This is a genomic window from Bradyrhizobium sp. USDA 4454, from assembly GCF_054822705.1.
On record NZ_JBTRCN010000001.1, the window covers coordinates 844,108 to 866,323 of the forward strand.

The following is a 22,216-nucleotide window of genomic DNA, read 5'->3' on the forward strand; positions in this document are numbered from 1 at the left end:
TAGGGTGCAATTGGTGCGTCCCGGATTACCTGTAAGACCGATTATCGCCAGCTGATCTTAACGATTTCAGCATGAGTTGCAGTCACTACTAAAGCAATTTTGAGCAGACAGTCATTTTTCCGCAGCGCTGCGCGTTTCTGCGTAGCTTGAGTATCGAGCACACGGCGAAACGCGGGCATGGATAGCCTATCGGGCAACCTCAAAGTGAAGAGCGGTGCGGCCTTCCGGTTCGCCACCGGCCGGCTCTCGCGTCTTGCCCTGACGACGGGGTCGATCCGGACCCAGATCCTGATTTTTTGCCTCGCGATGAGCGCCGTTGCGGTCGCGCTCGGCGGATACTCCATCCTCGGGATCCGTCACGCCGGCGATCTGGTGGCGAAGACATTCGACGAATCCCTGATGTCGATCAATTACGCCCGCGCCGCCGGCGCAGACTTCGCCTCGATGCGGGTCGCCTCGTCGCAGCGCCTGTTGACCACGGATCCGGAGATCCGTGCCAGTCTGGACAGCCAGATTGAAACGCTCGCCAAGACCCTCTCCGAGGATTTGACGATCGCAGCCGACCGCTCGCAGTCCGCGCGGGCCGCGCAAGCCGCCGCCAAGGTGCAGGAGGCTGCCGACGCCTGGATGGCGCTGCATCGCCGGGCGGTCGGGCCGTCGGTCGACGGACAGCCGGCGGCTGATCCGCAGGGACCGGCTGCGACGGTCGGCGACGTCGATCGCTACTCCAAGATCGTCAGCCAGCAGGTCGAACTCCTGGTCAACTATACGGCCGGCGACGGCTTTCTCTTCCGGCAAAAGGCGCTCTCGACGATCAAGCGGGACCTGCAGCTCAATGTCGCCGGGCTGACCGTCGCGCTGTTCCTGTCGGCGCTGTTCTCATGGCTGCTGGCGCGCCGGATCATCGGCCCCGTCGCCATCGCCTCCAGGGCCGCGCGCAGCATCGCCGGCGGCGACCTCGATGCGACGGTCCCCAAGGGCGGCACCGACGAATTGGGCACGCTGCTGACCGCCATGGAAACCATGCGCGACAACATCAGGCGGATGGTCGATCAGGAAGTCTCGCAACGCCGCTCGGCGCAGGCGCGGTTGTCGGATGCGCTCGAGACGTCGCGCGAAGGCGTCGTGCTGCTCGATGCCGATGGCCAGATCGCGCTGGCCAATTCGCGCGCCAGCGAGTTCATCCGCCTCTCGCCCCAGCTGCTGCAGTCGGTCGACGCGCCGCGGCTGGCGCCGGCCGACGGCGAGATCGACGGCTTCGCGAGCGAAGCCCGGCTGTCGGACGGACGCTGGCTGCGCGTCAGCCGCAGCGAGACCCAGGAGGGCGGCGTCGTCCTGGTCTACAGCGATATCTCCGCGCTGAAGCAGCAGAAGGCGGAGCTGCATGAGACCAATCTGCGGCTCGATGCCGCGCTCACGCACATGTCGCAGGGCCTGTGCCTCTACAACAGCGAAGCGCGGCTGCAGGTCGCCAACCGCCGGTTCTGCGAAATCTTCGATATTTCGCCGGAGCTCGTCGTTCCCGGAATGACCATGGACGACGTGCTCGAGCTGAGCGTCGCCGCCGGCAATCACGGCGAGCGGACCGTCGCAGACCTGCTCGCCGAGCGCGATCGATCGATGGCCCAGCACGACGGCAACTATCTGCAGCATCTCAGCGACGGGCGGATCATCGCCATCGCGCAACGGCCGACGACCGATGGCGGCTGGCTCGTCACCTGCGAGGACGTCACCGAACAGCAGCGCGCCGAGTCGCAAATCGCGTTCATGGCCCGGCACGATGCGTTGACCAAGCTGCCGAACCGGACCCTGCTGGCCGAACGGATTGAGCTCGCGGTCGCTCAGGTCGGCCGCGGACTTGGCTTTGCGGTGTTCTGCCTCGACCTCGACAATTTCAAGCAGGTCAACGATACGCTCGGGCATCCGGTCGGCGACGAGCTGCTGTGCGCGGTCGCGGACCGGCTCAACGCTTGCGTCCGTGAGGTCGACACCGTCGCGCGTCTGGGCGGCGACGAGTTCGCGGTGATCCAGTGCGGCGTCCAGAGCGGTGACGAGGCCGAACGCCTCGCCCGCCGCGTCGTGGAATGCGTCGGCGCGCCGTACGAGCTGAACGGGCATCGCGTCGTGGTCGGATGCAGCGTCGGCATCTCGATGTCGCCCGGCGACGGTGCCACCGGCGAGAAGCTATTGAAGAATGCCGACGTCGCCCTGTACCGCGCCAAGATGGAAGGGCGGGGCACCTGGCGTTTCTTCGAGCCTGCGATGGACGCCAGCCTGCAACGGCGCCGCGCGATCGAGCTCGACCTTCGCGAGGCGATGGTCAAGGACGAGTTCTCGTTGTTCTACCAGCCGCTCTACGATCTCCATCTCGACCGCATCTGCGGCTTCGAGGCGCTGCTGCGCTGGCATCATCCCAAGCGTGGGCTGGTGCCGCCGGACCAGTTCATCCCGATCGCGGAAGAGATCGGCCTGATCGGCCCGCTCGGCGAATGGGTGCTCAACCGCGCCTGCGAGCAGGCTGTCACCTGGCCCAGCGAGATGAAGCTCGCGGTCAACGTCTCCGCGGTCCAGTTTCGCGATCCCGCCTTCATCGACGTCGTCGTCAACGCGCTCGCGGCGTCGAAACTGTCGGCGCGCCGGCTGGAGCTCGAAATCACCGAATCCGTCTTCCTCGCGAACAGCAACGAGACGATGACGACGCTGCACAAGCTGAAGGCGCAGGGGCTGCGCATCGCGCTCGACGATTTCGGTACCGGCTATTCCTCGCTGAGCTATCTGCGCAGTTTCCCGTTCGACAAGCTCAAGATCGACAAGTCCTTCGTGCGCGACGCGACCGCGACGCATGGGTCGAAATCGATCGTCCGCGCCGTCATCAGCCTCGGCAGAAGCCTTGGCATGACCACGATCGCCGAGGGCATCGAGACCGTCGAGCAGCTCGATCACATGCGGGCCGAGGGCTGCAACGAGGCGCAGGGCTTCCTGTTCAGTCATCCGGTCCCGGTGACCGAAATCGCGGCCAAGATCCTCGAATTGAGAAACGGCTTCAAGCCGGCCGCGGCCAGGAAGGCGATGGCGGGCTGAAGCGCCCGGCAATCGCGTCAACGTGGTCCGTTCCCAATCAAAAAGGCGGCCCGATCGGGGCCGCCTTTTCTTTGATTGATCGCGGGTCTCGCTTACCCGCCATTGCCGCCGATCACGGCGCGCACGGTGTTGTCCGGGCCGAAATCCTCGGCACTGTCGACATAGAGCAGCGCGGAGAGCTTGGACCGCGCACGGTTGACGCGGCTCTTGATGGTGCCGACCGCGCAACCGCAGATCGCCGCGGCATCCTCGTAGGAGAAGCCGGAGGCGCCGACCAGGATCAACGCTTCGCGCTGGTCCTGCGGCAGCTTTTCGAGCGCAGCGCGGAATTCCTCGAACTCCAGATGCGCGGCCTGCGACGGTTGGCTCTTCAGCGTCTTGGCATAATTGCCCTCGGCGTCCTCCACCTCGCGCCGCCGCTTCCGGTAGTCGGAGCGAAACAGGTTGCGCAGGATGGTGAACAGCCACGCGGGCAGGTTCGAGCCAGGCTGGAACGAGTCGATATTGGCGATCGCACGCAGTAGGGTCTCCTGGACGAGGTCGTCGGCGCGGTCACCATTGCCGGATAGCGAGATCGCGAAGGCACGCAAGCTCGGCACCGACGCCAGGATGTCGTCGCGGAGTTCATTCGTGAGAGGCATTAGTCCCCTCCATTGTTCTTGTCGGTATCGCCCCCGGCCACGGCCGCAGCGGCGGCCTCGGGGCCGTCGAGTTTGCGGATCAGCTCCGCAAAGCGGTCGGGGACCCCCTGCCGCACCACGTCATCGTACATGGCGCGCAGCTGGTGGCCGATTCTCGACTGAATCTCGGCGTTGAGACCGCCCTGCTTCTTTACTTCCTTCATGATCTGATCCACGCTTCCCCGGGAGTTAAGTCTCTGATTTCCAAGAAGTTTCCTCGAAATAGAGCTGGCCGCGTTGCCTCGTCGGTCACGAGCTAATGCGAAGTTGCGGATAAAGTTCCGGAAGGCTGGAACTATTTCGTGGAACTTTTCCGGCCTTCGCGCGTAATCGGCCAGGCAGGGGAGACGGGGCCGCCCCGGAATTGGGTTCTGTCGTCCCCAGACAACGGGTTTCAGGCCGGTGGCCTCACGAAGAAGGATGGAGTGGGAATGTCCCGATCGCAGATCGTTGCCGAGCACCTTCCGCTGTTGCGCCGCTACGCGCGCGCGCTGACCGGAAACCAGGCGTCGGGGGACGCCTATGTCGGGGCCATGCTCGAGGCCTTGTTGCAGGATGGATCATTGCTGGACCAGACGCATGGCCCGCGCGCCGGTCTGTTTCGGCTGTTCACCCCAGATCTGGAATTCGGTCTCGGTGAACAACAACGACAATGAAGACGTGGCGACGCTGTCGCTGCCGCCGGAGCGCCGGCTCTCCAACATCACGCCGCTGCCGCGGCAGGCCTTCCTGCTGCTGTCGCTGGAAGGCTTTTCGGAGGAGGAGGTCGGCTACATCCTCGGCACCGATATCGCCGAGACGCGCAAGCTGACCGACGCCGCCGGCCGCGAGATGGCCGCCGAGATCGCCACCGACGTCCTGATCATCGAGGACGAGACCTTTATCGCGATGGATCTCGAGAGCCTGGTGAAGAATCTCGGCCACAACGTGATCGGCGTCGCGCGCACGCATTCCGATGCGGTGGCGCTCGCCAAGAACAAGAAGCCCGGCCTGATCCTCGCCGACATCCAGCTCGCCGACGGCTCGTCGGGCCTCGATGCCGTGAACGAGCTGCTGCGGACCTTCGAGGTGCCGGTGGTGTTCATCACCGCCTATCCGGAGCGCTTCCTGACCGGCGAGCGGCCGGAGCCGGCGTTCCTGATCTCGAAACCGTTCCAGCCGGCGATGGTGTCGGCGGTAGCGAGCCAGGCGCTGTTCTTCCAGCGCAATTCGCGCAACCGCGCGCCGCGTGCGGCCTCGGCATGAGCTGAGTTTACGCAAGAGGCAAAATGCGGCCGGCGTACCGAAAGGTACGCCGGTTTTTTGTTTTAGGTGGTTCAACCGGGGCGGGTGCGTCCTGCTGTTGCGGAACGGAGATCATCGACACGAGTTTGCTCCTTATTGTTTTGGGCGTGGCGGAGTCATTGTGTCGATATTGCAAACCCCGATTGCTGCTCGTGATGAATTCACCGAGCGCCTCTTCATCGGCCGCAGCGAGCTTGCGGGACTCATCAAGAATCTGGATTGGTCAAGCACTCCCCTAGGACCGCCCGAGGCGTGGCCGGACAGCCTGAAGACCGCCGTGCGCATCATGCTCACATCGCAGCAGCCGATCTGGATCGGCTGGGGTGACGATCTGACGTTTCTCTACAACGATCCCTACAAGTCGATCATCGGCGGCAAGCATCCATGGGCGCTTGGACAGCCGACGCGCGTCGTCTGGCGCGAAATTTGGGATGACATCGCTCCGCTTTTAAGCAAGCCCATGGGAGGGAGTGAAGGCACTTATGTCGAGGCCCAACTGCTGATCATGGAGCGTAACGGGTTTCCGGAAGAAACCTACTACACGTTCTCCTACAGCCCGATCCCGGATGCCGATGGCTTGCCCGCGGGAATCTTCTGCGCCAACACCGACGATACGCAGCGCGTCATCAGCGAGCGGCAGCTCTCGCTGTTGCGCGAGCTTGCCAGCCGCGCGGCCGCGGCGCGAAGCGTCGATGATGCGTGTGAGCGCAGCGCCGCGGCGCTTGCGACCGATGCCCGGGATCTGCCCTTTGCGATGATCTATCTGAACGATCCGCAGGAGCAGGTGGCGCGGCTGGCGGCGACCAGCGGCATCGATCGGCATCATATCGGGGGTGAAGACGCAGCTCGCGCTGGACGGCAGCGAGGCGTGGCCGGTCGCCGAGGCTCAGACGGGCCGCGGCGGCGTGCTGGTGCGGAACCTGAAAGATCTGTTCGGTCTCGATTTTCCATCCGGCGGCTGGCGCAAGGCGCCGGAGCAGGCCGTCATCCTCCCGGTGCTTGCCGCCGGTGATGCGGTCGCGGGCTTTCTGATCGCCGGCCTCAATCCATTCCGCCTTTACGACGAACGCTACACGAGCTTTCTCGGGCTGGTATCGGCGCAGATTGCCGCCGCCATCAACAATGCCCAGGCCTACGAGGAGGAGCGCCGCCGCGCTGAGGCGCTGGCCGAGATCGATCGCGCCAAGACGACCTTCTTCTCCAATGTCAGCCACGAATTCCGCACGCCGCTGACCTTGATGCTGAGCCCACTCGAGGAACTGATATCCAAGGCGGACAAGCATCTACCGCAAGAGCAGCGTTCGCTGCTTGACATCGCACACCGCAACGGTCAGCGCCTGCTGAAGCTCGTCAACACGCTGCTGGATTTCGCGCGCATCGAGGCGGGTCGGATTACCGCCACATACGAGGCCGTCGACCTTGTTGCGCTGACGTCGGACCTCGCCTCGAGCTTTCGTTCGACTGTCGAAAAGGCCGGTTTGGGTCTCGTGATCGAGACCGAATCACTGCCGGAACCCGTCTATGTCGACCGCGACATGTGGGAGAAGATCGTCCTCAACCTGCTCTCGAACGCGTTCAAGTTCACATTCGATGGAAAGATTACGGTCTCCATCAAGGCCTCGCCGGACGGTGCTGCGGCCGAGATCGTCGTGGGTGACACGGGGACCGGCATTCCAGCGTCAGCGCTGCCGCACATATTCGATCGGTTTCAGCGCGTCGAGAGCGCGCGCGGCCGCTCTTTCGAGGGCAGCGGCATCGGTCTTGCGCTGGTGCGGGAGCTGGTGAAGCAGCATGGCGGCCAGATAAGGGTGGAAAGCGAGATTGACCGCGGCACCTCGTTCACCATCACCCTCCCGTTCGGAACGGATCATCTTCCCGCCGATCAGATCAACACGACGGCGCCGGCCGAGCGCAGCAGCGTCCGTGCCCAGGCCTATCTCGACGAGGCGCTCGGATGGCTGGACGGCAGCGGCACCGACGACCGGCCTGATCCGTCCTCGCCCGAGGATCTTGGGTTGGCCGCGCCTACCGCCTCCGGACGCCGCCAGCGCATTTTGCTTGCCGACGACAATGCCGACATGCGCGAATATGTCCGCCGCTTGCTGGCGCCGCTCTACGACGTCGAAGCGGTCGAAGATGGAAAGGCCGCGCTGGACGCGGCATGGCGGCGGCGCCCCGATCTCGTGCTGAGCGATATCATGATGCCGCGGCTCGATGGCATCAGCCTGCTCAATGCGCTTCGCTCCGACGAGGATTTGAAGGGGCTTCCGGTCATATTCCTGTCGGCGCGCGCCGGTGAAGAGGCGAGGGTCGAGGGCCTGCAGGTCGGCGCTGACGATTATCTCGTCAAGCCGTTCAGCGCGCGCGAGCTGCTGGCGCGCGTGGCAGCCAACCTTGAACTGTCTGCCACGCGATCGGAACGTGCCTTGCTGCTGGAGGAGGAAGCTCACGTTCTCGAGCTGCTGAACAAGGTCGGCAGCGCGGTGGCGGGCGAGCTGAATCTAGATCGCGCCGTTCAGATCGTTACCGACGCCGCGACCGAATTGACTGGTGCAGCGTTCGGTTCGTTTTTCTACAACGTGATCAACGATAAGGGTGAGAGCTATATGCTCTACACTCTTTCTGGCGTTCCACGCGAAGCGTTTTCGCGATTCCCGATGCCGCGCAACACGGCGGTGTTCGCGCCGACCTTCAACGGCGATGCGATCGTGCGATCCGACGACATCCTGAACGATCCGCGCTACGGCAAGAACGATCCGCATTACGGGATGCCGAAGGGGCATCTGCCGGTGCGGAGCTATCTTGCCGCACCCGTGGTGTCGCGTTCCGGCGAGGTGCTGGGTGGCCTGTTCTTCGGTCACCCTGAGCCGGGTGTCTTCGGCGATCGTGCAGAGCGGCTGATCGCCGGTATCGCCGCGCAGGCGGCGACCGCGATCGATACCGCGCGGCTGTTCCAGGCCGCCGAGCGCGAGGTCGCCGAGCGCCGCCGCGCCGAAGCCGCATTGCAGGCCCTCAACACGACGCTGGAGCAGCGCGTCGCGGAAGAGGTGCAGGAGCGAACCAAGGCCGAAGAGCAGTTGCGGCAGATCCAGAAGATGGAGGCCGTTGGCCAGCTGACCGGCGGCATCGCGCACGACTTCAACAACATGTTGGCGGTGATCATCGCCGGCCTCAATCTGATCCAGCGCAAGCTTGCGAAGGGCGAAAGCGATGTCGAACGCTTCGTGGAGGCCGCCATCGATGGCGCACAGCGCGCCGCGGGCCTCACCCAACGCTTGCTTGCCTTCTCGCGTCAGCAGCCGCTCGCGCCGGTCACGCTTGACAGCAACAAGATGATATCAGGCATGGCCGAGTTGCTGGCGCGCACGCTCGGTGAGACCATCGGTCTCGAAACCGTGCTGGCCGCGGGCCTGTGGCGGGTTCGCGCCGATGCCGGCCAGCTCGAAAGCGCCATCCTCAATCTCTGCGTCAACGCCCGCGATGCGATGCCGGGTGGCGGCAAGCTCACGCTCGAAACCGCCAACAGCTATGTCGACGAGGTCGCGGCGAAAGCATATTCGATTCCGCCCGGCCAGTACGTCATGATCGCTGTGGCGGACAACGGCGGCGGCATGACCGATGGGGTCATTGCCAAGGCGTTCGATCCCTTTTTCACCACCAAGGGGGTCGGCAAGGGGACTGGACTCGGCCTCAGCCAAGTCTATGGCTTCGTGCGCCAGTCGGGCGGCCATGTGAAGATCTATTCGGAGATCGGGGTCGGTACGACCGTCAAGATCTATCTGCCGCGGTACCGTGGTGAAGCTGGCCCAGACCTTGTCAGGCGTGCGCCGATCACCTCGTATCGCGGTCAGAAGAACGAGGTGATTCTGGTGGTCGAGGATGAGGATCGTGTGCGTGGCCTTTCCGTCGAGGCACTCCGGGATCTCGGCTACTCCGTGGTTAGTGCTGCCAATCCCCACGAAGCCCTGCAACTCCTCGACGGCGGACTTTCGGTAGCGTTGCTGTTTACCGACGTGGTCATGCCCAGCATGTCGGGCCACGATCTCGCAGTCCGAGCGCGCGAGCGCATCCCGGGCCTCAAAGTGCTCTACACCACCGGCTACACCCGCAACGCCATCGTCCACAACGGCATCCTTGATCCCGGCACCAATCTGCTGCCAAAACCGTTTTCGATCGACGAATTGGCGACCAAGGTCCGCGAGGTCCTGGACGGAATCTAGCAGTTGAGCCGGCGCTTGCTCGAAACTACTTCGGTGTGACGCGGACCGGCAGCGTGCTGAGCGCGCGCAGGCCCGAGCTGTCGCGGAAGGCCGTCGGGCCTGCAATGTCGAATCGCTTCACGCGGCTCGCGAGCGCTGCGATCACGGCCTCCGCCTCCAGCCGCGCCACCATCTGTCCGACGCAGCCATGGATGCCGACGCCGAAGCCCACGTGCCCGGACAGCCGCCGCGTGATGTCGAACTGGTCGGGATGCTCCCAGCGCGTCTCGTCGCGGTTGGCGGAGGCGAGCAGCAACAGCACCTTCTCGTGCTTGCCGATCTTCACACCGGCGATCTCGGTGTCGTGCGGCGTGGTGCGGAACACGAACGGCGCCGGTGAATCGAAGCGTAGCGTCTCGTCGATCGCTGCGCGCGCCAGCGACGGATCGGCGGCCAGCAATGCCCACTGCCCGGGATGGCGCGCCAGCGTGTAAAGCGCCATGCCGATCGCGCTGATCGTGGTGTCGAGCCCGGCCGAGAGCAGCGAGCGCACCAGAAGCGGCGCTTCCTCCGCGCTGATCTCGCCGGCATCAGCCGCGTCATAGACTTGCGCGCCGAAGCTGCCCGGGCGCAGCGCCTCCCGCTGACAGCGCGCCGCGACCCATGGCAGCACGCGTGGGGCCTCTTTCATCAACTCACGGAAGTAATCGTTTTCCGGCCCGAAGCCGGCGAACACCATGGCGCCATAGGTCAGGAAATTCTCGCGTCCCTCCTGGTCGATGCCGAGCGCGTCGGGAAACACGCTGACCGGAAACACCTCAGCGATGTCCTTGATGGCGTCGAACGAGCCGCGCTCGACCAGCCCGTCGATCAGCCGCACAGCGGTCGCCTTGAAGTCCTCGGCAAGCTTGCGCATCGCGCCGGGCGACAGCACCCGCGCCAGCACCGCGCGGGTCCTTGTGTGCAGCGGTGGATCGGCTTCCAGGATGATGCTCGGCGGCCGCCACGGCTTTTCCTTGAAATGGTTGGCAAGCCCGGCGCCGCCGGCGTTACTGAAATTGATGGGGTCGCCGAAGATCGTCTTGACCTCGGCAAAGCGCGGCACTGCCCAGATGTCGTACTTCGTCAGGTTCACGACCGGCGCCGCGGCGCGGAGCTCTGCATACGTGCCGTAGGGGTCAGCCCGCGTCACCGGGCTGAACGGATCGAAATCGCTGCGGACAACGTCGCGGGCAAGCGGGCTCACAAGCGCGCTCATTGCATCCTCCCGTCTTGTGATCAGTTAATTGACCATAGTCAATTAATTTGCTTATGGCAAGAGGCGCCTCGTTTCAATTCCATCGGAACGGAAAAGGCTCTAAAGCGCGGCAAGATTCGAGTGAATCGCTTGGCGCGGTCTCGTTCACATCTCCCCGTTGGGGAGAGGTCGGATTGCGAAGCAATCCGGGTGAGGGCCCTTGCTCTCTCGATGGGTCGTAACCCCTCACCCGATTTGCTGCGCAGATCGACCTCTCCCAAGGGAGAGGTGAAGTTTCGACGCCGTTCCAGCTCAACCCAATCGCATCATGCTCTAGGAGACGGCGATGTCGATCGAGGAGCGATCCAGCAAGGGCGGCGGGCGGCGCTTTCAGCGCAGGGCGCGCCAGGAGGCCGACAAGGAGGCGCTGAAGGCGCTGATCCTCGAGACCGCGCGCAAGGAGTTCGCCGCCGGCACGCTCGAGACCGTGTCGATCCAGAAGATCGCCGACGCGATCGGCTACTCCAAGGGCACCGTCCTCAAATATTATCCGACCAAGCTGCTGCTGCTGCTCGCGGTGAAGCAACAGAACCTTGAGGCGGTTGCCGAACGGCTCGACCACGTCCGCGCGCAGACGGCCGACAGCGATCTGCGGCTGCGGCGGGTGATGGAGACCTATCTCGATTACTGGGCCGACAATCCCGATCACTTCCGTTCGCTGTTCTCGATGTCCGGTACGGTCGAGGACCGCCGGTTTCCCGACGGCGTCTATTTCGGCGAGACCGAGATCGCGCGCCGCAGCTACGAACTGTTCGTGATCTCGGTGCGGGAGTATCTCGCCGCGCATGGTGCCGAGCCGGCGCCGGGCCTGCCGCAGCGGCTGGCGACCGCACTGCTGGCGGCGATTCACGGCGTGGTCGCGCTGACGCTCGGCACGCCGACCATGAAGCTGCCCGACATGCGCGGCACCGGCCGCCTGCTGATCACAAGCCTGGTCGATGCCTGGACCGGCAAGCTTGCCGCCGCACGGAAAAGCGAGGGCTGGCCGAAGATCACGGCGGGCACCTTTGCCTGACAGGGTGAGTCGCGGTTCGAGACGCTGCGCCGCCTGCCGCCGACATCGGCGTCGACGGGCACGCTGCTGGTGCCGGTGATCGGCCGGTGTCGACTGCGATCATCCTCGGCGAACCCTTAGGGGTCCGCGAGATCGGTGCCATGGTGCTGACGCTCGGCGGCGTGACGCTGGCGCTGCAGCGGGCCCGAGCTGCGGCCAAAGGAACGGTCGTTCGCGCGCCGCGTTCTCCCCGAAAGGGAGCTTGGCCATGCGTAAGGCGATCGCGCGGCTCGACGCGGAGCAGAGGGCGCAACTGCTTTATCTCGCGGATCTCGGTACGGCGATGTTCACGTCGGCGCTCGTGGTCTGCACCCTGAAGGCGGTCGTGGACCTCCTCATCTTTGGCTGAAAACCCTCGCCAGGGTCAACGCGCCATCAATCCTTTCGCGGCGCATCGCCTTGGATATCGACCTGGATGTGCCCGTCGGGCCCCCGATCGAACACCCCGTAGTCACTGGATTTTACGCCAGCTACCCCATCGATGCCGCTGCTAGCCAGACCGAGCTTCAATAGCTCGCGGACCGCCGCAGCGCGTGTCGGCATGCGGTATTTGAAGCGGAAATCGTCGAGGGCAGCTAATTCCTCGGGCGACAGCATCACTTGCAATCGCTCGGCCCGCAGCTCGTTCATCGGAAAATACCCAGACTTAGCTGAATGAGTAATTTGCTAAACCGACCAACTTGCCTTGGGTTCCATCGCTTGAGACAAAAACAGCGTATGAGTAAATTTATCAAGTAAAATCAGTAACTTAATAAAAAAATAAATGGAACGGTGACGCGCCTGTTTCGTTAGCTCGCCGGAGAGGTGCCATGACCAACGACGTCAAGCTACCCCGCAAACTATCCGACGAACCGAAAGCGCCTGAACCACGGCGCCCGAGCCATGCGCGCGTCATCGATCAACTGGACCGCTGGGCCAACAGTCCCGGTCTACAACCTCCGAAGGTGGACAATGGAGAGAACGATTCGAAAGCGGAAACGGTCTGAGCCACATACGTTCGAGCAGCGGCTCGAGGAGCACCGCGTGCGGCTCGAGACCCAGCTCGCGCAGCTTCCGCGCGGCGCCGCGCGCGAACAGATTATTGCGCGTATCGAACAGCTGAAGGCAGCCGTCGAGCTCAACACGATGTTGTCGACGACCACATGAGCCAACACCGGAGCGGCGCGGCGTCCACTTGCTCCCGCCGCTCCGCTCGCCTGCCATCCTCGCGTTGAGGGGATGGAGTCTCCCGATAATCGCCGCAAGGCGCATGCTCCTACTGGGCGCGACAGCGTCGGTAGGAGCATGCGTCACAGCCGATCCGCAGCGCGTGCCCCACTTCCTGGTTCACCTCGTGGCGCTGGTCGGTGGCCTTCTGCTGGTGCGGGCGTCGCGGCTTGATGGTCAGCTACCTGCTCCCCTTTCCGTCATCCTTGTATGGGGAGTGATGTGTCAAGAGGGCGTTGTTTGTTGGGGGTGGTCTTGGGCGCTGAAGTGAGGCGGGGTCAAGGCTTGCCGGAGGCCACCGCCGGAGGCGGCGCGTTAGCGGCCTTGAGCGCGCCGAGTTCAGCGCCATAATGGCGCCCGCACAACGCGCGTGATGACGGGTTCGACGTGAGGCGAGGCCTGGGCCGTGAACGACAATGCGGCAACACCGCATCACCTTGTATCCGGTCGGGCACGTGGCCCGGTACCCTGATCTTTCATGCACGGGTGAAGGCAGAGCCCAGCAAGGACGGGACCCCTCTGAGAGAGCGGGTTGTTTGCTCCCCTGGATGACGACGGTCACGCGTCTGTCCTGGCTCACGTCGGCCCTCATTGCGCGTGGCCGTTCACACGGTCGGATGCAGCACGGCGCCGGTGGGGATCACGCCGGTCGTGAGATAGCGCCACAGCGCCACCATCAGCTTGCGCGCCAGGGCGACAATGGCAATGCGCCGGACGCGTCCCTTGAGATTGCGCACCCGCTCGCGGAACCAGCACGTCAGCGCGCTATCCGGCTGATGGACCGTCCAGAGCCACGCCAGCTCGATGGCGAGCTCGCGGGCCCGCCGGTTGCCGGCTTTGCTGATCCCCTGCTCCCGGCTTCGCTCGCCGCTGTCGTAGGGCGTGCCGGTGAGGCCGAAGTAGCTGCCGACCTGACGGCGGTTGTCGAAGTCGCGATAGAACACCTCGTTGACCAGCTCCTGGCCGCCGACCGGGCCGACGCCTTTGAGGTCGATGAGCTGCATGATCCTCTCTTCCGGCGAGCCAGGTTGCGCGGCGCAGCTCGGCGCGGCTTTTGGCCTCGAGCTCGGCGACCTGCCGGACCACCAGCCGCAGCCGCTCGTGCTCGCGCGCAATCTCCTCCTTCAGCCGCACGGCAAGCAGGTGACCGTCACCAGTGCGCAGCTTGCAAAGGCTTTCGATGAACGAGCGATCCAGTGGATTGACATCGCGGATGCCCTGTCCGTGCAGGAGTGCCTTGATGCGGTTGAGGTGAGCCGTGCGCTCCTTGATCAGATGCTCGCGTTCGCGGCTGCGGCGCTTGCGATCCTCATCCTCAACTGTCGGCACGTGCACCACGCTGCACGCCCGCGGCTCGCCGCGCAGATAGGCGAGGAAGGTCCGCATCAGCTTCTCCAGATCAATCCGGTCGGTCTTGGCGCGCCGTGCGCGACGGCTCACCTCGATGCTGGAGGGATCGATCTCATGATTGATGACGCCCTGCTGCGTCAGCCAGCGATGCAGCCAATGGCCATCGAGGCCCGCTTCGTAGCACGACATGATGCGGACCGGCCGGCCGCTTGAGGCAGCCTTCTTGCGCATCGCGGCAAGCCGGGCCGCCATGGCCACCAGATCACCGCCGCCCATCGTGTAGCGGCTCAGTTTCTGGGAACCCGGCAGCAACACACCGAGCTTCCATTTCGCCTTGCTCAGTTCAAAAGCCAGGTAAACCGTGGCATGCTCCGCTGTGGCGGGTGCGTCAATGCGATCGAGCTTGATCATCTTGGTCCTCCGAGGCTGGGTGGTTTGCAATCCAATCCTAACCTCTCTTGACCACCCGCCGCCCCATAGGATCTGAGGAGCCCGCACTTGCGGGCGTCTCGAAGGATGCACGGCCACCAGCCGGGCCGTCGATCCTTCGAGGGCCGCTGAAGAAGCGGCCGCCTCAGGATGACGGGTCGAATAGACGGATGGATTTCCGTGTCTCGCGACACGCGAGAGCAAGATGCGACTAAGCGCCGCCGCGAAGGCGAGGCGTGATTTCTGAATATTAGAAGTATGCCCCTGAGTTGCCCGACGTGTCGAGTCGCTTGGTTCGGACGCCGGCCGCCGCCGGCTCCTTTGCATGGGGTTGTTTTGCGAGATTTTGGATTCGCCCCCTGCGACGGTCCGGCTAGTCGGTGGAACGGCGGCCGGTGCGCGGATTGAGCGGTGCGGTCGGCGGCCGCCGCAGCGCCTCGGGAAGGAATGCTTCCCCGCTCCGGGGCGAGGCGTCGGCACGGACATCGGCGGCCCATTGCGCCCGTTCGTGCGGCGTCTGGTTGTCGTCGAACGTCCGCTTCACGTCGACCCCGTCGACCGGGTCATTGACGCCGTTACGGCTGGCGGGATGGTCGACGCCGCTGTGGATGTCACTGGAGTTCCCCATGGTAGCCTCCGCGTCTGGTTGCCACAGGCCAACGTGGGCCGCGCGCGCGCCGTTCCAAAAAGTGAAGGGCCACGGGTATCGTTTGCCGCCGGAATCCTTGGCGCGCGCGGGACCAGCCGGTAGGATGGAACCTGGATGGCGGTCAGGGACCAAGGAAAGACCGGGGAATGAAGCATGTCGACGTCGCGGTGATTGCTGCCACGCTGTGGCTGCTGGCGTCGATGGTGCTGGACATCCTGACGCCGAAGTCGATCACCGCGCTGATGATCGCTGCCGCGCTTGCCCCGCCGTTCCTGATCGGGATCGGCATCCATTTCGCACGCGAATATCTCAAGGCGAAGCGGCGCAGCTACCCGCCGCCGCAGTTGGACCAACGCTTCAAGAACTAGCAGCGGGACTCGCCGGGGCAGGGCCGCGTCAGGACCGCGACATGGAGCGGGAGGCCGCGGAGCGGTAGCGCGCGCCGCGGCGCACCGGCTTGAGGGAGGTGTCATGGATGCGGAACTGCCGAAGGCGCAAGCCAGCCGCCCGGCGACGGGCTGGGAGGACGCGGTCGCGCTGACCGGCTTCATCCTGGTCGCGGTCGGGCAAGCGTCGAACCAGGTGCTGGCGCGCGGCCTTGCCGGCTCGGTGCCGCCGTTCTCGCTGGCTTTCTTCCGCTGGAGCATCATCGCCATCGGCCTGGCACCGTTTGCGATCGTGGCGATCCGCGACGGCAAGATCCCGCTGGCGCAGAGTTTCTGGCCGATCCTCGCCGCCGGCTTCCTTGGCATGTTCCTGTGCGGCGGCCCCGTCTACATCGCGGGCATCACCACCACCGCGATCCATATCGCGCTGATCTTCGCGCTGTCGCCGATCATGGTGCTGCTGATCTCGGCGGCGCTCGGCATCGAGCATATCGGTCCGCTGCAATGGCTCGGCACCGCGCTGGCGCTGGCCGGCGCGCTGCTGATCGTCTCCGGCGGCCATCTGGACACGCTGACGCAGTCAAGCGCGGCCTGGGGCGATCTTTTGGTGGTGGGCGCGATGCTCGGCTGGTCCGGCTACACGCTGGTGCAATCGCGCGTCGCGCCGCGCGCCTCGCTGCTGGCGCGGGTCAGCCTGTTCTCGGCGGCCGGCGCGCTGTGCTCGCTGCCGCCGGCGCTGCAGGAGATGTGGGCTGCGCCGGCGGCGGTGCTCAACGCCAGGGCATTCGAGGCCTATGTCTTCGCCGGCCTGGTGCCCGGTCTCGCCGCTTATGCCGGCTTCGCCTGGCTCGGCGCACGGTTCGGCTCGGTGCGGACGTCGCTGGTGCTCTATGTCGCGCCGATCGCGAGCGCCCTGCTGTCCTGGCTGATCCTCGGCGAGCCGCCGAAGCTGATCCATCTGATCGGCGGCCTTTTGATCCTCGGCGGCGTCTGGGCCAGCCTGCGCAAATAGCCCGGCAAACTTACCCGCTGCCGCAAGCCTCAATCCCGATGCAACCTCTTGCCGGCTCGTGCGTTGAATCCATCGGCGATTCAATACTTTATCGGAGTGGCGTATGAATTTGACTCCCCAGCAGCGCAAGGACCGTGATGCGCAGCGTCAGCAAGACGCGTCGCAGGCGATGAAGGAGCATCGCGCCAACGAGAAGGCGTTCTACGACAATTTCCAGCGCCTCAAGGCCGAGCGGCAGGCGCGCGAAGCAGCAGAGTCCCGGAAGGCCGCTGCGAAATAAGCGCCGGGAGCCAGAGCCCGCGAGGTAACAGTCGTTCGATACCAGGACGCCCCGACAAGCGACGATGCCTGAAGCGGTCCTCTCGGCAGCGAGCGGACTGCTCTTTCGCGCGATTTCCCCCATGCGACAGCTAAGCCCGGCTGACGCATCGCGCGCGGCGGCCCTCGAAAAGCACCGCCAAAAAAGAGCAGGGCGCGACCGGCATCACCACGGTCGCGCCCTACGTCGCCGGTCAATGGGGCAGGGGGAATAACCGGCTCCTTGCATGACTCGCATCCCCCCGGACTCGTTCCGTGCGGGTGAAAATAATTTCGTACACGGTTAAGTGATGGCCGGACGCGAGAACCCTGCAGGTTTCGTTCGCGTTGTGTCCGGGATCGCCAACGGGAATTTCCATGGGGCGAGGGACATTCACCATGTCAAATAAGCAAAAGGCAATTTTCGCTGCGTTGGCGGTCGGCTTGACGCTTGGCGCGGTGCAACTGGCGTCCGGCCACGATCTCATTGGCGGCCAGCAGGTTACGACCGCATTGGCGCCCGAGCTCGCCGTCAACCGTGCCGCCAAGACCGATCGTGCCGTGGCTCCGGCGACCGGCCTGCCGAGCCGGACCGTGGCGCTGAAGGTCGATCGGCTGCCCGACACGTCGGTCCTGGTCCGCGTCCCCGTGGCGCGGGAAGAGGCCCGCAATCATCCCCCAGCGCCCGCCCGAGCCCGCCCCGGCGATACCCGCAAGGTGGCCTGCGAGCCCGTGGTCAGCGTGCTGACCGAAGTGGCCAAGCTGCTGCAGCCCGGCCGCTGCGTGACCTGAGAACACCAATTATCTCACCGTCATTCCGGGGCGCGCCGCTTGGCGCGAGCCCGGAATCCATTTCACCGCGAGATATGCGGCCCGATGGATTCCGGGCTCTCGCTTCGCGAGCCCCGGAATGACGGTGGAGGACGTTATTCCTGCTCTTCCGCCTCGCCGCCCGCAGCGCCGCGACTTGCCATCAGGCCGAGCGCGAGGCCGCCGATCGCCAGGATCGGGATCAGGCGCTTCACACCGATGGCCCGGACGATTTGCAGGCCGGTGGCCACCACGACAGGATCGGAAAACGCATTGGCCGCGGCGGCCTTGGCGGCTTTCTCGGCGCGCCGGCGCATCTCGCGCTTGCGCACCGTGTAGACGCCGGCGGCGATCAATGTAACGACCAGGAACAGTGCTGCGCCGGACAGGCACGCTTCCACCGGTCCGTAGTGCTGCAACACGTAGACGAAGGCGGCTGCGCACAGGAAGGCGATGGTGATGAACAGCGCGATCGCAGCCGCCGCGGCAAGCGACGTCAGCCGCAGCGCGCTGCCGGTGGACTCCTTGACGTCATCGATCAGCCGCTGAAGCATCGACCAGCCTCGCCTTGAACCTCGCCCTGAAAAGCGCATCAACGAACGAGGCGGCAGCGCGCCAGCGCTGCCATCTGGTCCAGAACGGTGGTTTGCGCATGATCGCCACCATGTCTCAGGGATGGTTGGTTGCCTAGCGCCGCCAGGTAAGGCCGATCAAGAAGCCGAGGCCGACCGCGAGGCCGACGGTCGCCAGCGGCCGCTGCGTGATCACGTCCTCCAGCGTCTCCTCGATCGAAGACGCCGCGTCCTGCGCCGCGCCCATCATCGCGCTGCCGCGCTCCGACACGTCGTCGAGCGCATCTTCCGCATTGGCGCGCGCTTCCTTGTAGCGGCGGCGGGCCTGCTTGCCGGCGTTGTTGGCGAACGAGTTCAGCGCGTCGGTGATCTGCTCGGTCAGGGCTGCAATGTCGTTCTTCACGGCGGTGACATCCTTTTCCAGGCGTTCGTAGGTCGCTTTGTCGGTCATGTTCTTGATCCCAAATACGCTGTCCGTGCTCGACATCGGAGGCTCCCGCATCATTGGCGTGTTGCGGGAAAAACGCTTCGCATCTCGCAAAGTTCCAGGTGCGAAACTGTGGTTACCCTTCAGGCAGCTGCGGCGAATTGACCGGCATCAAATGCTCTTTCACGATCAATCCGACGATCAGGAGCGGCGACGACAGGAAAGCGCCCATCGGCCCCCACAGCCAGGTCCAGAATGCGAGCGCGAGGAAGACGGCGAGCGCATTCAGCGACAGCCTGCGGCCGACGATCGTCGGCGTCACGAAATGTCCTTCCATGAAGGTCACGACGGCAAAACAGACCGCCGCGATCAATCCCGCGCCGATCGTCGGCGAGGAGATGATGCCGACCACCACCAGCACGAGGAACATCGCGACCGGGCCGATGATCGGAATGAAGTTCAGCGTCGCTGCGAGTGCGCCGAGCCCCGCCGGATTGGGCATGCCGGTCACCGCGCAGATCGCGCCGGTGATGATGCCGACGCCAACATTGATCATGGTCACCATCAGCAGGTAGTTGCCGAGATGGACCTCGACCTCGTTGAGGATCCGCAGTGTGCGCAGCCGTGCCTCGCGTTCGCGGAAAGTCATCACCAGCGCGCGGCGCAGATCCTTCCAGCTCGCGACGAACAGGATCAGGGTGGCGATGAACAGCAGGAATTCGGCGAATGTCGGCGACAGGAATTCCAGCGTCGGCTGCACCCATTCGAATTTCGGCATCTGGAAGCTGGCGAGCGTATCGGATCCGCCGACCATGCTCTGCAATTCCTGCCACAGCGCGAGCGGCCGGTCGAACACGTGCAGCTTCTGCCTCAGGATCGCGCCGAGCTCGGGCAGCCGCGAACTCCACTCCATCACGGGAGAGGCGATCAGTCCGATCATGAAAGCGACGGCGCTGCCGGCCGCGATCACAAGCAGTACCGCACCGAGCGCGCGCGGAATCCGGTAACGCTCGAGCAGGCTCGCCGCCGGCGACAGCATGGTGCCGACGATGAAAGCCATGGTGATCGGGAGGAAAAAAGCGCGCGCCAGATAGAGCACGCCGACGATGACAATGACCAGCAGCGCGACCAGCGCAAAGGCGACGACCTCGGCACGGCTGACGACCGGTGGCAACTCGGCGTTGCTGTCGGGGAGGGGCGTGCCTTCGGGCGCATGGCCAACCAGAATTTCACCCGGAAAGGCGCGCACCCGATTCCTCCCGCATCCTCCCGCACGAGGACAAATGAATTTCGTATCAAATTGCGCGTGACAACGGCGTTGTCCCAGCAAAGGTTCCATCGCGGTTTCGTGAGACGCAGCGGGTTGACAATCGCGACTTCATGACGATTCGCGGCGGAACTCTCTGGCGGCCATGCGCGTTGACCTGGCATCGCATCACCACGATGCGCATCCCGTCCAGGGGCAGCACATGACACATCCGTCTCTCTCCAGCCGCCGGCTTGCGTCGCGCGTTGCGCGCACCCATGCTCGCACTCTTGCTTTCGCCAGCGTCCTGTTCGTGACGCCGTTCATTGTCACCACCTCGGCTAACGCCCAAGTCAGTTCTCAAGTCAGCTCTCAAGTCAGTTCTTCTGCGCTCGGCTATGCCTCGACGCAGCCGGGCGCTTTCCCGTCCGACGAGGTGATGACCAATCCCTCGACCGAAGTCGGCGAGGACGGCGCGCTGCCGCAGCGGTTGCGCCGCACCACCGTGGCGCTCAATACGTCGGAGGCGCCCGGCACCGTCATTATCGATACCGGCAACACCGCGCTCTATTACGTGCTCGGCGGCGGCCGGGCGATCCGCTACGGCGTCGGCGTCGGCCGCGAGGGCTTCACCTGGGCCGGCACCCAGACGATCAGCCGCAAGGCCGAGTGGCCGGACTGGCATCCGCCGGCCGAGATGATCAAGCGCCAGCCCTATCTGCCGCGCTTCATGGCCGGCGGCCCGGGCAACCCGCTCGGCGCGCGCGCGATGTATCTCGGCTCCAGCGAGTATCGCATCCACGGCACCAACGATCCCACGACGATCGGCAAGTTCGTCTCGTCGGGCTGCATCCGCCTGACCAATGAGGACGTTTCCGACCTGTTCAGCCGGGTCGATGTCGGCACCAAGGTCGTGGTGCTGCCGAAGAACGCGCCGCACCTTGCGGCACGCGAGCTCGGCCCGGCCGCGACGCAGGTCTCGGTTCGCCGGGCGCCGGTGCAGCCGCGTCCCGCTGTCATGACGCTTCCGTCCGGCCGTCAGGCGATGAACATTCCGACCGCTTCCTCGTTGTACTGACATTCGGCGTTGAACCGAGGGTCGGTGATGGCAAGGCAGCATGTAACGCGGTGGGCGTTTGGGACGGCGGCGTTGCTCGGCCTGTCCCTGGCGTCCGCGGCGCAAGCCCAGGATTTCTTTTCGCAACTGTTCGGCGGCCTCATGCAGGGCCGCCCGCCGGTGATCCGGATGCCGTTCGATGACGGCCCCGCACCGATGATGCCGCGGGCCGAGCGTCGCGCGCGTTATGACGGCGGTCAGGCCTATTGCGTGCGGACCTGCGACGGCCGCTACTTCCCGCTGGCTGCGACCGGCAGCCAGAGCAAGGCGGAAAGCTGCAACAGCTTCTGCCCGGCGGCCGCAACCGAAGTGGTCTATGGCGGCAATATCGACAACGCCGCGACGGAGGACGGCAAGCCGTATTCCGAGCTGCCGAACGCATACCGCTATCGCGACGCGATCGTCGCGGGCTGCACCTGCAACGGCAAGGACCCGGTCGGGCTCGCCGCGGTGCAGATCGAAAATGATCCGACCTTGCGCAAGGGCGACATCGTCGCCGGCAAGGATGGGCTGATGTCGGTCAGCCGCCAGGACCGGCGTGGCGCTTCGCTCAACTTCACGCCGGCGCCTGAGCGCATCCGCGCCAAATATGGCCAGCCGCCAGTGGTGGCGCGCGAGTAGCGTCGATCATCTGATGCCGCCGATATCGGTTCCTGGTCGGAACCGACCTCGCGCCTGCACGTTGGCAAAGGGCGAATAGCGCATTCATCGATGCCTTCAGGGGGCCCCGCATGCTGGTCGGCGTACTTGTCACCTTCCTTGTCATTATTCTCGTTCTTTATCTCATCAACATGCTGCCGCTCGATGGCCGCGCCAAGCAGATCGCGCGCGTCGTCGTCATCATCATCGGCATCGTCTCGCTGCTGAAATATCTCGCGGTGTTCTAGCGCAAGATGATTCACTTCGATCAAGCAACGGACTCCGCTTCACCTTGCCCCGCTTGCGGGGAGAGGCGTAGGCCGCCTTCGGCGGCCGTTCTCAAGAACGCCGAAGCAGAGCTTCGGCTATGACGCATCGTTAGATGCGTTCCGGTGAGGGGAAGTCTCCGCAAACTAAGCTATCACCGAATATGCGGATACGGCCCCTCACCCCAACCCTCCCCCCGTAAGAACGGGGCGAG

General features: G+C 64.7%; 22 protein-coding genes and 2 pseudogenes. 15 read left to right on the top strand and 9 right to left on the bottom strand.

Annotation, left to right across the window (positions count from 1 at the left end; translation table 11 throughout):
- Positions 1 to 177 precede the first annotated feature (177 nt).
- The gene (locus ACVIW0_RS03860) at positions 178 to 3,081 is read left to right on the top strand and encodes an EAL domain-containing protein (RefSeq protein WP_461351124.1); all 2,904 of its coding nucleotides are present in this window, start codon (positions 178 to 180) and stop codon (positions 3,079 to 3,081) included.
- 92 nt (positions 3,082 to 3,173) lie between these two features.
- On the opposite strand, the gene ACVIW0_RS03865 is transcribed toward ACVIW0_RS03860, so the two are convergent.
- Both ACVIW0_RS03865 and ACVIW0_RS03870 read right to left on the bottom strand, forming a co-directional pair.
- Positions 3,174 to 3,722 (bottom strand): sigma-70 family RNA polymerase sigma factor, encoded by a 549-nt coding sequence (locus ACVIW0_RS03865; protein WP_016847265.1) that lies wholly within the window; start codon positions 3,720 to 3,722, stop codon positions 3,174 to 3,176.
- On the bottom strand, positions 3,722 to 3,925 hold the full coding sequence (locus ACVIW0_RS03870) for a NepR family anti-sigma factor (RefSeq protein ID WP_018269610.1): 204 nt from the start codon (positions 3,923 to 3,925) through the stop codon (positions 3,722 to 3,724). The genes ACVIW0_RS03865 and ACVIW0_RS03870 overlap by 1 nt, the downstream gene beginning before the upstream one ends.
- 267 nt (positions 3,926 to 4,192) lie before the next feature.
- Here ACVIW0_RS03870 and ACVIW0_RS03875 point away from each other — a divergent pair.
- Positions 4,193 to 5,006 (top strand): annotated as a pseudogene (locus ACVIW0_RS03875) (response regulator).
- A gap of 160 nt (positions 5,007 to 5,166) precedes the next feature.
- A pseudogene (locus ACVIW0_RS03880) lies at positions 5,167 to 9,265 on the top strand (ATP-binding protein).
- A 25-nt stretch (positions 9,266 to 9,290) separates the two neighbouring features.
- Here the strand turns inward: ACVIW0_RS03880 and ACVIW0_RS03885 are convergent.
- Positions 9,291 to 10,502: a cytochrome P450 gene (locus tag ACVIW0_RS03885; protein WP_461351125.1), complete on the bottom strand. Its 1,212-nt coding sequence runs from the start codon at positions 10,500 to 10,502 to the stop codon at positions 9,291 to 9,293.
- A 325-nt stretch (positions 10,503 to 10,827) separates the two neighbouring features.
- On the opposite strand from ACVIW0_RS03885, the gene ACVIW0_RS03890 reads away from it, so the two are divergent.
- A complete protein-coding gene (locus ACVIW0_RS03890; RefSeq protein ID WP_461351126.1) occupies positions 10,828 to 11,556 on the top strand; it encodes a TetR/AcrR family transcriptional regulator in 729 nt (242 codons plus the stop codon).
- Between the two features lie 247 nt (positions 11,557 to 11,803).
- Positions 11,804 to 11,944 carry a hypothetical protein gene (locus ACVIW0_RS03895; protein ID WP_461351127.1) on the top strand — a complete coding sequence of 47 codons (141 nt, stop codon included), beginning with the start codon at positions 11,804 to 11,806 and terminating at the stop codon, positions 11,942 to 11,944.
- Between the two features lie 26 nt (positions 11,945 to 11,970).
- On the opposite strand, the gene ACVIW0_RS03900 is transcribed toward ACVIW0_RS03895, so the two are convergent.
- Entirely contained in the window at positions 11,971 to 12,225 is a 255-nt protein-coding gene (locus ACVIW0_RS03900; protein WP_461351128.1) for a hypothetical protein, read from the bottom strand.
- Positions 12,226 to 12,404: 179 nt separating this feature from the next.
- Between ACVIW0_RS03900 and ACVIW0_RS03905 the strand changes: the two genes are divergently transcribed.
- Positions 12,405 to 12,581, top strand: a complete 177-nt coding sequence (locus ACVIW0_RS03905; RefSeq protein ID WP_461351129.1) for a hypothetical protein — start codon at positions 12,405 to 12,407, stop codon at positions 12,579 to 12,581.
- 37 nt (positions 12,582 to 12,618) lie between these two features.
- Positions 12,619 to 12,741 carry a hypothetical protein gene (locus ACVIW0_RS03910; protein WP_461351130.1) on the top strand — a complete coding sequence of 41 codons (123 nt, stop codon included), beginning with the start codon at positions 12,619 to 12,621 and terminating at the stop codon, positions 12,739 to 12,741.
- A 665-nt stretch (positions 12,742 to 13,406) separates the two neighbouring features.
- Here the strand turns inward: ACVIW0_RS03910 and ACVIW0_RS03915 are convergent.
- Positions 13,407 to 13,805 (bottom strand): transposase, encoded by a 399-nt coding sequence (locus tag ACVIW0_RS03915; protein WP_461351131.1) that lies wholly within the window; start codon positions 13,803 to 13,805, stop codon positions 13,407 to 13,409.
- Here ACVIW0_RS03915 and ACVIW0_RS03920 point away from each other — a divergent pair.
- Entirely contained in the window at positions 13,804 to 14,364 is a 561-nt protein-coding gene (locus ACVIW0_RS03920; RefSeq protein ID WP_461351132.1) for a hypothetical protein, read from the top strand. The genes ACVIW0_RS03915 and ACVIW0_RS03920 overlap by 2 nt on opposite strands.
- A gap of 589 nt (positions 14,365 to 14,953) precedes the next feature.
- Here ACVIW0_RS03920 and ACVIW0_RS03925 read toward each other — a convergent pair.
- Positions 14,954 to 15,208 carry a hypothetical protein gene (locus tag ACVIW0_RS03925; protein ID WP_461351133.1) on the bottom strand — a complete coding sequence of 85 codons (255 nt, stop codon included), beginning with the start codon at positions 15,206 to 15,208 and terminating at the stop codon, positions 14,954 to 14,956.
- 167 nt (positions 15,209 to 15,375) lie between these two features.
- On the opposite strand from ACVIW0_RS03925, the gene ACVIW0_RS03930 reads away from it, so the two are divergent.
- The 4 genes from ACVIW0_RS03930 (at position 15,376) to ACVIW0_RS03945 (ending at position 17,716) form a co-directional block, all read left to right on the top strand.
- On the top strand, positions 15,376 to 15,597 hold the full coding sequence (locus ACVIW0_RS03930) for a hypothetical protein (RefSeq protein WP_461351134.1): 222 nt from the start codon (positions 15,376 to 15,378) through the stop codon (positions 15,595 to 15,597).
- A gap of 103 nt (positions 15,598 to 15,700) precedes the next feature.
- A complete protein-coding gene (locus tag ACVIW0_RS03935) occupies positions 15,701 to 16,627 on the top strand; it encodes a DMT family transporter (RefSeq protein WP_461351135.1) in 927 nt (308 codons plus the stop codon).
- 103 nt (positions 16,628 to 16,730) lie between these two features.
- The gene (locus ACVIW0_RS03940) at positions 16,731 to 16,907 is read left to right on the top strand and encodes a hypothetical protein (RefSeq protein WP_461351136.1); all 177 of its coding nucleotides are present in this window, start codon (positions 16,731 to 16,733) and stop codon (positions 16,905 to 16,907) included.
- A 416-nt stretch (positions 16,908 to 17,323) separates the two neighbouring features.
- A complete protein-coding gene (locus tag ACVIW0_RS03945; protein WP_461351137.1) occupies positions 17,324 to 17,716 on the top strand; it encodes a hypothetical protein in 393 nt (130 codons plus the stop codon).
- A 134-nt stretch (positions 17,717 to 17,850) separates the two neighbouring features.
- On the opposite strand, the gene ACVIW0_RS03950 is transcribed toward ACVIW0_RS03945, so the two are convergent.
- The 3 genes from ACVIW0_RS03950 to ACVIW0_RS03960 form a co-directional block, all read right to left on the bottom strand.
- Complete coding sequence (locus ACVIW0_RS03950) at positions 17,851 to 18,288, bottom strand: hypothetical protein (RefSeq protein ID WP_461351138.1); 438 nt, start codon at positions 18,286 to 18,288, stop codon at positions 17,851 to 17,853.
- 133 nt (positions 18,289 to 18,421) lie between these two features.
- Positions 18,422 to 18,793, bottom strand: a complete 372-nt coding sequence (locus tag ACVIW0_RS03955; RefSeq protein WP_461345359.1) for an ElaB/YgaM/YqjD family protein — start codon at positions 18,791 to 18,793, stop codon at positions 18,422 to 18,424.
- A 76-nt stretch (positions 18,794 to 18,869) separates the two neighbouring features.
- Complete coding sequence (locus tag ACVIW0_RS03960) at positions 18,870 to 19,982, bottom strand: AI-2E family transporter (protein WP_461351139.1); 1,113 nt, start codon at positions 19,980 to 19,982, stop codon at positions 18,870 to 18,872.
- A gap of 220 nt (positions 19,983 to 20,202) precedes the next feature.
- Between ACVIW0_RS03960 and ACVIW0_RS03965 the strand changes: the two genes are divergently transcribed.
- From ACVIW0_RS03965 to ACVIW0_RS03975, 3 genes are all read left to right on the top strand, one after another.
- Positions 20,203 to 21,057, top strand: coding sequence for a L,D-transpeptidase (locus ACVIW0_RS03965; RefSeq protein WP_461351140.1), 855 nt, complete (start codon positions 20,203 to 20,205; stop codon positions 21,055 to 21,057).
- Positions 21,058 to 21,084: 27 nt separating this feature from the next.
- Positions 21,085 to 21,717 carry a DUF2865 domain-containing protein gene (locus ACVIW0_RS03970; protein ID WP_461351141.1) on the top strand — a complete coding sequence of 211 codons (633 nt, stop codon included), beginning with the start codon at positions 21,085 to 21,087 and terminating at the stop codon, positions 21,715 to 21,717.
- Positions 21,718 to 21,827: 110 nt separating this feature from the next.
- A complete protein-coding gene (locus tag ACVIW0_RS03975; protein ID WP_021076357.1) occupies positions 21,828 to 21,983 on the top strand; it encodes a Thivi_2564 family membrane protein in 156 nt (51 codons plus the stop codon).
- Positions 21,984 to 22,216 lie beyond the last annotated feature (233 nt).